The organism is Streptomyces longispororuber, assembly GCF_024448165.1.
Classification (GTDB): Bacteria; Actinomycetota; Actinomycetes; order Streptomycetales; family Streptomycetaceae; genus Streptomyces; species Streptomyces longispororuber_A.
The window spans coordinates 1-11,857 of record NZ_JAMOLN010000266.1; the positions used below are offsets into that span (position 1 = coordinate 1).

Annotated in this window: 9 protein-coding genes; 7 read left to right on the forward strand and 2 right to left on the reverse strand. The window is 70.2% G+C overall.

The window, feature by feature from the left end:
- On the forward strand, positions 1-1,247 hold a 1,247-nt coding region (locus M4J07_RS42685; protein ID WP_255981704.1), incomplete at its 5' end, for a cytochrome P450.
- Positions 1,248-1,338: 91 nt separating this feature from the next.
- Here M4J07_RS42685 and M4J07_RS42690 read toward each other — a convergent pair.
- Positions 1,339-4,182: an AAA family ATPase gene (locus M4J07_RS42690; RefSeq protein ID WP_255981706.1), complete on the reverse strand. Its 2,844-nt coding sequence runs from the start codon at positions 4,180-4,182 to the stop codon at positions 1,339-1,341.
- Positions 4,183-4,422: 240 nt separating this feature from the next.
- Between M4J07_RS42690 and M4J07_RS42695 the strand changes: the two genes are divergently transcribed.
- The 4 genes from M4J07_RS42695 (at position 4,423) to M4J07_RS42710 (ending at position 8,298) form a co-directional block, all read left to right on the forward strand.
- Entirely contained in the window at positions 4,423-5,181 is a 759-nt protein-coding gene (locus M4J07_RS42695; protein WP_255981708.1) for a hypothetical protein, read from the forward strand.
- A 339-nt stretch (positions 5,182-5,520) separates the two neighbouring features.
- Complete coding sequence (locus tag M4J07_RS42700) at positions 5,521-6,078, forward strand: hypothetical protein (RefSeq protein ID WP_255981710.1); 558 nt, start codon at positions 5,521-5,523, stop codon at positions 6,076-6,078.
- A 17-nt stretch (positions 6,079-6,095) separates the two neighbouring features.
- Entirely contained in the window at positions 6,096-6,578 is a 483-nt protein-coding gene (locus tag M4J07_RS42705; RefSeq protein WP_255981712.1) for an HAD family hydrolase, read from the forward strand.
- Positions 6,579-6,582: 4 nt separating this feature from the next.
- Positions 6,583-8,298, forward strand: coding sequence for a M4 family metallopeptidase (locus tag M4J07_RS42710; protein ID WP_255981714.1), 1,716 nt, complete (start codon positions 6,583-6,585; stop codon positions 8,296-8,298).
- Between the two features lie 204 nt (positions 8,299-8,502).
- Here the strand turns inward: M4J07_RS42710 and M4J07_RS42715 are convergent, their stop codons facing one another.
- Complete coding sequence (locus M4J07_RS42715; protein ID WP_255981716.1) at positions 8,503-9,042, reverse strand: NUDIX hydrolase family protein; 540 nt, start codon at positions 9,040-9,042, stop codon at positions 8,503-8,505.
- Between the two features lie 373 nt (positions 9,043-9,415).
- Here M4J07_RS42715 and M4J07_RS42720 point away from each other — a divergent pair, with 373 nt between their 5' ends.
- Entirely contained in the window at positions 9,416-10,747 is a 1,332-nt protein-coding gene (locus M4J07_RS42720) for an MFS transporter (protein ID WP_305128909.1), read from the forward strand.
- A partial coding sequence (locus M4J07_RS42725; RefSeq protein WP_255981718.1) for an FAD-dependent monooxygenase occupies positions 10,744-11,857 on the forward strand: 1,114 nt, incomplete at its 3' end. The genes M4J07_RS42720 and M4J07_RS42725, both read left to right, overlap by 4 nt.

The window sequence follows — 11,857 nt, forward strand, 5'->3', positions numbered from 1 at the left end:
TGCCGCTGGCCGACGTCGACCTCGCCGACCTGAACAACTTCGCCGACCCGACCACGCCCTGGCGGATGTTCCACACCCTGCGCCACGAGGACCCGGTCCACTGGCAGGAGGAGGACGCTCCCAACTCGGGCTTCTGGGCGGTCACCCGGCACGCCGACATCGCCACCGTCGACCGCGACGCGCAGACGTTCACGTCGACGAAGTTCGTCAACCTCGAAGAGGTCGACGAGGACCAGATCAAGAAGCGCGCCTCCATCCTGGAGATGGACGGCGTCCGCCACCGCGCCCTGCGCAGCGTCATCCAGCGCCAGTTCGGCGCGAGCGTCATCAACGGCTACGCGGACTTCCTGCGCGGCCTGACCGCCCAGACCCTGGACGCCGCCCTGCCCAAGGGCCGCTTCGACTTCGTCCAGGAGATCTCCGCCGACTTCCCCATCAACGTGCTCGCCCGCCTCCTCGACGTCCTGCCGGAGGACAACCAGCAGCTCATCGACTGGGGCAACCGCATCATCGGCAACACCGACCCCGACTACGCCGACGTCCTGCTCCACAGCGCGGAGAGCGAGCAGTACCGCGACCTGCCGTTCCGCTCCCCGGCCTCCCTCGAGGTCTTCGAGTACGGGAGGGAGTTGGCCCGCGAGCGGCGCGGCAAGGACGGCACCGACATCGTCTCGCGGCTCGTCAACGAGACCCCGCGCGACGGGGTCCCGCTCTCCGCCCAGGACTTCGACAACTACTTCCTGCTGCTGGTCGTCGCCGGCAACGAGACGACCCGCCACACCATGTCCCACGCCATGCTGGCGCTGCTCCAGCACCCCGAGCAGCTGGCCCGCCTCCGGGACGACCCGTCGCTGATCCCCTCCGCCACGGAGGAGTTCCTGCGCTGGGCCTCCCCCGTCTACCACTTCCGCCGCACCGCCACCCGCGACGTCGAGCTCGGCGGCAAGCGCATCAAGGAGGGCGACAAGGTCGTCATGTGGTATGCGTCCGGCAACCGTGACGAGGCCGTCTTCACCGACCCGTACGACCTGGACGTGGCGCGCGAGAACAACGACCACGTCACCTTCGGCAAGGGCAGCCCGCACCTGTGCCTGGGCAACCTCCTCGCCCGTACCGAGATCCGCATCATGTTCGAGGAGCTCGTCCCGCGCCTGGCCGACATCAAGCTGGCCGGTGACGTGCCGCGCGTGCGCTCCAACTTCGTCAACGGCATCAAGAAGCTGCCGGTCGAGGTCACCCTGGCCTGACCCCGGCCCGGTGGAGTGCGGCAGGTGGCGAGGGGGGCCACCTGCCGCACTCCCCCACTCCTCCGTCGCTCGCGTCGTCCCGGGTGTCCTGTCAGCGCACCATGTCCGCCCGCACCAGATATCCGGCCAGCTCAGACCTCGAACGCACTCCGAGCTTTCGGTACACGCGGGTCAGATGCGCCTCCACGGTCTTGCGGGACACGAACAGGGCGGCGGCGGCCTCGCCGTTGCTCAGCCCGTCTCCGATGGCCAGCGCCACCTGGAGTTCCTGGGCGGTGAGGCGGTCGATCGGGGGCACCGTGGGCCGTGCCTCGACGGCCCGGTGACCCGCCGCGGCGAGCTCAGTGGCCGCCCGCGCCTGCCAGGTCCCCGCGCCGAGGCCGGCGAAGGCCAACTGGGCGTCGAGGAGCAGCCCGCGGGCGGCCGCCGGCCTGCGGAAGCGGCGCAGCAGAGTGCCGCACGTCAGCTTGGTCCGTGCACGTTCGAACACCATCTCCGTTCGCGCGTGGAGGTGTTCCGCGGTGCGGAACCAGACGTCCACCTGGTCCGCGGACTCGGCGAGCATGATCCGGCAGTGTGCGTGTGCGGCGGCCGGCCAGACGAGGGCGGTGGTGCGGGCCCATTGATCGAGCCGGTCGGCGAGTGCGGCCGCCGCGGCGGGATCCCCCACGCGTACGTGGGCCTCGGCCAGTTCGCTGAGGAAGGGCATCAGATTGGGGTTGTCGAGGCCGATCTCGTCCGCGATGGACAGGGCCCGCACCAGGTGTGCGCGGGCTGTCTCCGGGTCGCCCGCGGTGAGGGCCGCCGAGCCGAGTGCAGCCTGCGCGAAGAGCTCAAGACCGCGCAGGTCGTGGCCGCAGTGGCGCTCGTAGTCGGCGATGCGGTCCTCGCAGCCGGCCCGGTCGCCACGCAGCCCGTCGAGGCGTGCCATCAGCAGCTGCGCGTATCCGGCCATCGCACGGTGCCCGAGTTCCAGTGCCCAGTGCAGGGACTCGGTGCCGGCGGCCCTGGCCACCTGCCACCGGCTCCAGGAGGTCACCTCGCACCGCCCGATGAGGGCGTACGGCAGCAGGGCCGGGACCCCCTCGCGACGGGCCCGGTCGATGACGGCGTCGAGCACGCTCATGGCGGCGTCCCGCTCGTCGACCCAGGACAGGGCCTGACCGATCTGCACGCCGAACTGCTGTTCCTCCAGGGGCCAGTCGCCGTGCAGCCCCGCCCGCCCGGCGAGAAGCAGCCTCCGGCCCTCCTGGACGCCGCCGGCCAGTGCCTGGGCGCAGCCGTGCATCACGTTCGCGAGGTGCCGCGAGGGAAGGACGCCCGGCGCGCCCCCCGCCTCCTTCTCGATCAGGTCGGCCAGGGCCGCCGACCGTGCGGCGGTGTCGACCGCGGCTCTCATCCGGCCGTCCATCGTCGCGGGCAGGGTGGCCGTGGCGTACAGGGCGCAGGCCCGCGCACGGTCCACGGGTTCCACCGCTTCGGCGGCCGCGACCAAGGCCCGGTGGGCACGGGCCGGCTCACCGAGCCAGCCGCAGGCCTGGCCGCGGAGCAGTTCGATGTCGGCGGTCAGGCGCGCGTCCCGGCTCCAGCGCAGGGCCTGTTCGCACCAGTCGACGGCGTCGCGGGACGCGCCGCTGTAGAAGGCGTCGCGGGCGGCGTTGAGCAGTCGCTGCGCCCTGGCCCCGGCCGACGGCGACAGTTCGGCGGCGCGCCGCCAGGCGTGGGCCGCCGCGCCGAGGGCGCCGCGGCGGCGGGACCGTGCCGCCGCGTCGGCCAGCGCCTCGGCGACCTTCTCGTCGGTGCCGACCGTGGCGGACGCGAGATACCAGGTCCGCAGTTCTCCGGCCGACAGGTCCGCCAACGTCCGGTACACGTGCAGTCGTTGGGCGACCGAGCTGCGCCGGAACACCAGGGCCCTGAGCACGGGATGCCGCAGCTCGTACGCGGCGCCGCGGACGTGGATCAGCCCCGCCTCCTCGGCCTCGTCGAGAGCGGTGAGCGGCATCCCCTCGGCGGCCAGGGCCTGTGCCAGGACGCCCAGTTCCGGTGTGTGGCACGCGGCGACGTACAGGAGTGCCGTGCGTGTCTCGGGGGACAGCGTCCGCAGTCGGCTCCACCAGGCCCGTTCCACGAGCGGCCCGGGAGTCTCCCAGGCCGTTTCCGACACCTCGTCACCGCTCTCCTTGGCGGCCACCAAGGCCTTCGCGTACTCCACGAGGACCAGCGGATTTCCCATGCTGAGCCGCACCAGGCGGGTCGAGGCCGGCTCGGCGGGGTCCACGCCGTCCCGCGTGAGCAGCCGCAGGCAGTCGCCCTCGTCGAGTGGGGCAAGGGTCAGTCGGGGCACGCCCTCCCAGGTGACGTCGTCGTCCGGGGACGGGCGTGCGGCCAGCACCAGGGCCACACGCTCGGTGGCCAGGCGGCGCGCGACGAACTGCAGGGCGCGCCGCGACGAGGGGTCCGCCCAGTGCAGGTCGTCCACGAGCAGGACGAGGGGGTGGGTCTCACCGGCGGCCGCCAGGACGCCGAGGGTCGCGGCGCACACGGCGTACGGATTGGGTTCGTCGGCCTCCACCAGGGCGAAGCAGGTCTCCAGGGCCCGACGCTGGATGGACGGCAGTTCGGCGAAGTACGGTCGCAGCGGCAGGAGCAGGTCGGCGAGCACCGTGTACGGGAGCACGGCCTCGGACTCGACGCCGCGAGCCCGAAGGATCCTGTGCCGGGCACACCCTGCGACGTAGTCGAGCAGCGTGCTCTTCCCGATGCCGGGGTCACCGAGCACCAGCAACGCGGCCCCTCGGTCGGACAGCGACTGCAGCAGGCCGACGAGCAGGGCACACTCCGCGTCACGTCCGACCGGGCTCTGCGCCCGGGACGCGCGGTGGTCCGCGGTCGACGCTCCGCGTGGACCGCCCGGCCGTGTCGGTTCGCCCATGATGCCCCCGTGATGCCGCCGTGATGCCCCGCACGCGCGAACAGCACGACTCCGTGTCGCCCGACCAGCATGCTCCGCACGCACCGGCCGTTGGAGACCGCCGGAAGCCGTTGGTCCCGCACTAAGACATCCGGCGTATCCCCCGGTCCTGCAGAAATCCGGGGGAGTTCCCCGATGCGCCGCCGCGTACGCGGGCGGTCATCTGTCGGCAGGTGCGTGCTCTCCCTAGGAGGCGGCGTGGTGAGTGCTCAACGAGGGGTGGATGTCGTCGAGCTCAAGGTGACCGTCTCCCTTGAGCAGGCGCGTACGGCGGGGATCTGGGATGCGCTTCCGGGGAGCGGGCATGCCCGGCGCCTCTGGTTCTGCGAGCTCTCGGGCGCGCGTCCGACTCGTCTGCCCCTTCAGGATTCCGGCGTCACCCTGCGCCTCGGCGAGACCCGTGGTCACACCGATGAGGCCACGGTCCGGCTGCGCCCGTGTCTGCGCTCCCGGCTGACCGGCCGTTGGAGCGAGCCGTGGCACAACGGTCGCGAGCGGCTCGGATTCGTGTCCGAGTGGTGCGGCGACCGACGGATGCTGTCGGCGTCCGTGACCGCCCGTCATCCGCCGGGAACGGTGACCCTTGTGACGCCCGGCGGCGGGCCGCCGGACGCGCTGTTCACGTACACGCAGCGGCAGTTCCTCGCCGACTGCGCCGACCGTCCGGTGCCGTTGACCGAGTTGACGGTCTTCGGTCCCGTCGTCGCCCGCCGGTGGCCGGCGTCGATGTGGTCACGGATGCCGCTCACCGTCGAGCACTGGGCCGTGACGGCCCCTTCAGGCGCCCGTGCGGACCTCGTCGAGCTGTCGCGCCACGTCGACCGGCAGGGCGCGGAGATCGCCCAACTGGCTCTGGAGAGCGGCCTGCGCCGACGCGGCGTGGACCCCGCGGAGTGCGCCGAGGTCCCCAGGACGAGGCGCGTCCTGGAACTGCTGACCGCGGCGGCGCCCGCAATGTAGGGGATTCCCGGAAGCCTCCGGCCACGCGGACAGGGTCCCCTTGACTACGCGGACCGAGAACGACGAAGCCTGAGATCCACGACGACCGGGGCCCGCCAAGGCCGAGGTCCCGGCTGGACGGAGGTCCCCGAACTGTCCGTGCGCCACCACAGGGAGGGTGCTTCCACCATGACCGCACGCACTGGACGCATCCGGGACGCGCTCGCGAAGGCGCCGTCATGACGGCGCCCCAGTCCTCGCCCTCGCTGCACCTCCTGGGGTACTTCCGCCTCGCCTACGGCAATGAGGCCACCGACGTCTGTGTGGGCGAGCAGCGCCGCATCATCAATCGGAGCACTCATGAACGACGCCCTCATCGCCGCCATCCTCAGCGCCGTCGGCGGCGTACTGATCACCGCGATCGTCGCTGCCATCAAGGCAGCACTCAACAGCCGTGCTGTCATCAACGAATCCCTGCGCAACCTGCGACTGGAGAAGTATCCGGAAGTCTGGCGGGCGACCTCACACCTCTCACGCTGGCCCCGCCCGAGGCTCACCGATCACGAACTCCAGGAATTCCACACGTCTTTACAGTCGTGGTACTACGAAAAGGGCGGACTGTACCTCTCCTACAGCGCACGTGATCGATACGACGAGATGCAGCAGTCACTGGAAGCGTGGCTCGAAGGCGGCAGGCGTCCTGCGACGACGCCCGTACCGGCCGATGTCTACGACCGTCTCCTGGGCGTCTGTAGCTCACTGCGTACGGCATTGACCGAGGATCTGGAGACCCGGCGTGCCCGCTCCATGATCCGGGCACTGGAGCGCACGAGGAATCACCGCATACAGGCCAAGAAAGCGGCGACGTTCATAGAAACCCTCACGAAAAAGACGAAGGAACTCCCCACGGCCGACTGACCATTGAGGAGCGGCAGATGGAACGGATCTACGCGGTCTTCTTCGACATCGGCGACACGCTGGCGAGCGCGATCGTGGAGGGAGGGCACCTTGCCCGTCTCGACGTGTACCCGTTCGTTTCCGAAGTCCTGGCCCGGCTGAAGGCAGGGGGTGAGGGAGTCTCCGTATCGCTGGGGTTGATGTCCAACACCGGGGACGAGAGCGCGGCACGAATGAACCAACTGGTCGCCGATGCCGGATGGTCGGGCCTGGTCGAGCCTCACCTCTGTTTGTTCAGCTCGGTGGAAGGGCTGGACAAGTCCCAGCCCACCTTCTTCAAGCGCGGACGAGAGCGCGCCGGCGTCCCCGCCACCCGCTGCCTGTTCGTAGGAGAGAACGCGGCGGAGAGGGCGGTGGCGGCCACGGCCGGATTCCGCGTATCACCCCACCCACTGCACGCCTTGTACATCGCCGAGACCGAACTGTTCGGCAAACCGCACACACCGACCGGGAAGGAATAGCACCATGCCCGACCAACAAGACACACGGAACGGCCTGATCGCCTTCTCCTTGCACACATCCGACGACTCTTCGTCCCACGCCGTCGCGCAACTCCACGAGGAGCAAGCGGAATACTCCGGGATTCGCCCGGAAGGGCTCGACAGTGAACGCGACCTCGATCCGGAAATGGCGGCGCGCCGCTACCTCGACCAGGCCCTGGAAAGCACAGCAGTGCCGTCCTTCAGCGCTCCCGTGGTGAGCGGGACGACCAGCCGGTTCAAGATGCTCGGCACGGAGACGATCCCGCTCACCGACACGCGCACGGTGAAATTCCGTCAGATGCTCAACGACATTCCTGTCTACGGTTCGCTGGTGACCGTCGAACTCGACAAGGCCAACGACCTGGTGAGCATCGACTCCGCTCTCGGCGAGCCCGAGGCCATCGCCCCGGTCGCCGCCGTCTCACCGAAGGACGCCCTCGCGGCGGCCGCCGCCGCGCCGGATGGATACGTCCCCGACTTGGCCGGTGTGGTTCCCCGCCTGAACCACTACTTCGACGCCGGCGCGTCTCGCTGGCGGCTCGTGTACATCCTCGAGGACGTGCCGGTGACCTCGGATCGTGTGACCCCGCCCCGGTCGGGCCAGGAGAGCGAACCCGAACCGCCCCGGCTGGTCGACTACGTGGTGGACGCCCACGACGGGCAGGTCGTGACCGTCTTGCCGCGCACGCCCAGCATGGCCGCGGGTGAGGAGCAGACGGCGACCGACAGCTACAACGTCAAACGCACGTTCCTCGTCTCCCGGCGAGGCGAGGCCCTGGAAATGAACGACCCCGTCCACAACGTCCAGACCTTCGACTTCGACTTCGGTGACCCCTCTGTCGACGACGGCCGGTTGCCCGGCGACCCCATCGTCAATCCTCCCGCCTGGACGCCGGGTTCGGTCAGCGCCCACGCGAACGCGGTCGCCGTGTCCGAGTTCCTGCGCACGGTGCTGCGACGGGACAACATCGACGGGCGCGGAGGCCCCATACAGTCGACCATCAACTGCGTCGTCGCCGACAGCAGCCCCGGCCCCGAGCAATGGGTCAACGCCTTCTGGAACGGCCGGCAGATGGTCTACGGCCAGGTACTGCGGCGCGGCGAGAAGGACGAACTTCGCTCGCTGTCCGCCAACATCGACGTGGTGGCACACGAAATGTTCCACGGCGTCACGGCCCACACATCGCGCCTGGAATACGCCTTCCAGTCGGGCGCGCTCAACGAGTCCTACTCGGACATCTTCGGAACGATTGTCGCCAACGCGGGGAAGGAGGACCCCCGGACCTGGGACTGGCTGCTCGGAGAGAACCTCTTGGCCGGGGACAAGCCGTTCCGCGACCTCTCGGATCCACCTCGCTTCGGGCAGCCTGCCCACATGGATCAATTCCGCGTACTGCCCTACACCCGGGAAGGCGACTGGGGCGGCGTGCACGTCAATAGCGGGATCCACAACAAGGCCGCCTTCCACCTGTTCACCGGCCAGGCCGAGGGCGACACACTCGCGCTGAGCCCGACCGAGGTGGCGGCCGTGTTCTATCTGGCCCTCACGCAACGCCTGTCACGAACCTCGCAGTTCGCCGACAGTCGACGCGCAGTGGTGGCCAGCGCAAGGACCCTGTTCCGCGCCCTGCCCGCGGACCAACTGGCCCGCAAGGTCGCCGCGGTCGAGGGCGCCTTCGATGCGGTGGGAATCCACTGATCGGATCTGCTTCTCAGACTCTTCAGAGCCCAGTACTGCCCAGTCCTCCCGACCGACCCGACCCGACCCGACCCGACCCACATCAGGGAACTCTGCACGGTCCGGCGATCACGTGCCTGTCGGTGTCGGTGTCCAGCGCGCCGCCGCGCCCTGCCCGGGCCCCAACCGGCCGGTGCCGGCTTGCACCGGCGCCGGCCGCTCGGATCAGATCAAGGCCCCGACATGCGCGAGCACCTGCCGCAGGAGCACGCCGCGTCCGCCCTGCATCTCGTTCTGCACCGCCTCGGACACCGCCTCCTGCGGTGTGAACCACACCAGGTCGAGGGCGTCCTGCCGAGGTGCGCAGTCGCCGCTGACCGGAACCACGTACACCAGTGACACCGCGTGCTGGCGCGGGTCGTGGAAGGGGGTCACCCCAGGCGTGGGGAAGTACTCGGCGACCGTCACCGGCTGCAGTGAGGCCGGGATGCGGGGCAGCGCCACCGGGCCGAGGTCCTTCTCCAGGTGGCGCAGGAGCGCGGTGCGCAGCTGCTCGTGGTGGAGCACGCGCCCGGAGACCAGGCTCCGGCTCACCGTCCCGTCGGGGCCGATGCGCAGCAGCAGGCCCACGTGCGTGACCTGGCCACTGTCGTCCACCCGTACCGGGACGGCCTCTACGTACAGGATCGGCATGCGGCCCCGCGCGGACTCGAGCTCGTCGCTCGCCAGCCAGCCGGTCGCGCTCTCGGTCGTCATCTCAGACATCTGGTGATCATACGTTTCCCGGCAGCTGATCGGGCCGCACCGACGGCCGCGTCACCGCCGAGCAGCAGCCGCGGGTCACGTGCGTACGCACCAGACGTCTGCGTGGCTGGTGCGTACGCACCAGGGGCAGACGGCTTCGGGGGACGATGCCCGGCACGGGTGCCGGAAGGAAGGGTGGAAGGCGCGCGCATCTCGCGCATTCCCTCAGCCTGACGGCGTCTGGAGTGATCCACGCGTGTGGAATGACTCGTCCGTATCCGAATCCGTATCCGACTCCGCATCAGTTTCCGTATCCGAATCCACGTCCGAAGGGCGGACCTCATCCGTCGGCCCGGCTCGCATCGGCAAGCTGTCGATCGCTGCCCTCGGTCTCCTGGCCCTCGCCCTCGGCACCCTCCAGTCAGTGCTGGAGCCCGCACTTCCGCTGCTGCAGGGCGAGTTGGGGGTCAGTCCCGCCGAAGGGGCCCTGATCGGCAACACTCTGCTCGTCACCGGCGCGGTCGTCGCACCCGTCGCGGGCAAGCTCGGTGACCGCTACGGCGGGAAGCGGGTCCTGATCCTGCTGATGGCCGTGGTGTCGGCCGGTGGTCTGCTGGCCGCCCTCGCACCGATCCTGCCGGTGCTGTTGCTCGGCCAGGTCCTGCAGGGCGTCATGGTGGGCGCCCTGCCGCTCTCCTTCATCCTGGTGCGCAGGCACCTGCCCGCAGCGGGCTCGCAGGTGGCGATCGGTGTGGTCATGGCACTGTTCACGGGCGGCGGCATGGTGGGGACGTCGTTCGCCGGGCCGATCTCGGAAGGCCTGTCCTGGCACTGGATGTTCGCGCTGCCGACGATCGTGATCGTCGCGGCGACGCTCGTCCTGACCCGGCAGATGCCGCATGATCCCCCGTCCCGGTCGGACGACGGGATCGACTGGCCCGGTGTGCTCCTGCTGAGCGGAACCCTGCTCGTGTTCATGGTCGGGCTCGTCAAGGTCACCGGCTCCGGCCTGCCGCCCCTCGCGGTCGTCGCCCTCGTGCTGCTCGTCGCCGCCCTCGCGACCGCGTGGGTGGCCGTCGAGCGCCGGACAGCATCGCCGATGGTCGATCTGCGCATGCTGGCCAAGCCCGCCATGTGGCACGCGTGCGTGCTCACCCTCGTCACAGCCGCCGGCTTCGGCATGGTGGTCTTCCTGCTCCCGCAGCTGTTCGCGCTGCCGGCGGAGGGCTACGGCTTCGGCGCGAGCACCACCGACATCGGACTGTTCCTGCTGCCGGGCGCGCTCGCCGGATCGCTGAGCGACTCGGTCGGCGGGGTCGCGGCGCGGCGCTTCGGCGCACGTGCCGTGGTCGCCACGGGCGCCGTCGTGACGGCGGCCACGATGTTCGCGCTGGTGTGGCTGCACTCCGCACCGTGGCAACTCGTCCTGGCGAAGGTGCTGGTCGGGTTCGCCGCGGCCGTCGCTTCCACGGCCCTGCTGTCCAGCGCCGCCACCGCTGTCGCCACCAAGGACACCGGCATCGCCACCAGCCTGCTCGTCGTGACCCGCGTGATCGGTGTCGCCGTGGGCGCCCAGATCGGCGGCGCGATCCTCGACGCCGGAGCCGACGCGAAGACGGGCCTGCCGGCCGAATCGGCGTTCGTCACCGGGTTCGCCGTCGCCGGACTCGTCGCCGCGCTGTCCCTGCTCGTCGTCCGTGTCACGAAGAAGGGAGCCCAGGTATGACCCCCACCAAGGTTCTGATCTCCGGGGCCAGCATCGCCGGACCCACCCTGGCGTACTGGCTGCACCGGTACGGATTCGCGGTCACGGTGGTGGAGAAGGCGGACGCGCTGCGCGCCGGCGGCTACCCGATCGACATCCGCGGCACCGCGATCGAGGTGGTCCGGCGGATGGGGATCCTGCCGCGGCTGCGCGACGTGCACATCGACGCACGCCGCTACACCTTCCTCAACCCCGATGGACTGCAGGTGACTTCGGTCCCTGGCGCGATTGCCGGGGCCGTCAACCGGAGCCAGGACCTGGAGGTGCGTCGCGGAGATCTGGCCGACGCCCTGTACGCGTCGATCCGCGACGACGTGGAATTCCTCTTCGGTGACGCCATCGACAGGCTGGACCAGTCCCCTCCGGACGGACCGGGCGTCGAGGTCGGCTTCCGCAGCGGGCGCCGGCGCATGTTCGACCTGGTGATCGGCGCCGACGGAATGCACTCACAGACCCGTCGGACCGTGTTCGGCGCCGAGGAACAGTTCCACCGGTACCTCGGTTACTGCTTCGCCCTGTTCACCATGCCGAACACCTTCGGGCTCTCTCGCGAACTGATGATGTGGAACTCCCCGGGCAGGGCCGCGGCCCTCTACGCCGTCGGCGGCCACGACGACGTGCACGCCTTCCTGACCCTTCACCGGCCACAGCCGCCAGTCGACGCCCTCCGAAACCCGGCCGCACAGCGGGAGTTGGTCGCCGCTGCCTTCTCCGGGGCGGGCTGGGAGGTCCCTGCCCTGGTGGACGCGATGGACGACGCCACCGACCTGTTCTTCGACCTGGCCGGCCAGATCCGTATGCCGCGCTGGTCCAGCGGCCGCGTCGCGCTCGTCGGCGACTCCGCGTACGCCCCGTCGTTCCTGACCGGACAGGGTTCCAGTCTGGCCCTGGTCGGCGCCTACATGCTCGCCCACGCCCTGGCCACACACCCGGACCACTCCTCGGCATTCGCCGCCTACGAACGCACCGTGCGCCCCTTCGTGAGCGCCAACCAGGCGCTGGTCGACAACGGCGCGGCCACCCTCTTCCCCACCACGGTGCGGGCCTTGGAGCAACGCAACTCCATGCTGC

Coding starts and splice junctions, on each gene's coding strand:
- M4J07_RS42690 (WP_255981706.1), bottom strand. CDS start 4,182: ATGGGCGAACCGACACGGCCGGGCGGTCCACGCGGAGCGTCGACCGCG.
- M4J07_RS42700 (WP_255981710.1), top strand. CDS start 5,521: ATGAACGACGCCCTCATCGCCGCCATCCTCAGCGCCGTCGGCGGCGTA.
- M4J07_RS42705 (WP_255981712.1), top strand. CDS start 6,096: ATGGAACGGATCTACGCGGTCTTCTTCGACATCGGCGACACGCTGGCG.
- M4J07_RS42710 (WP_255981714.1), top strand. CDS start 6,583: ATGCCCGACCAACAAGACACACGGAACGGCCTGATCGCCTTCTCCTTG.
- M4J07_RS42715 (WP_255981716.1), bottom strand. CDS start 9,042: ATGTCTGAGATGACGACCGAGAGCGCGACCGGCTGGCTGGCGAGCGAC.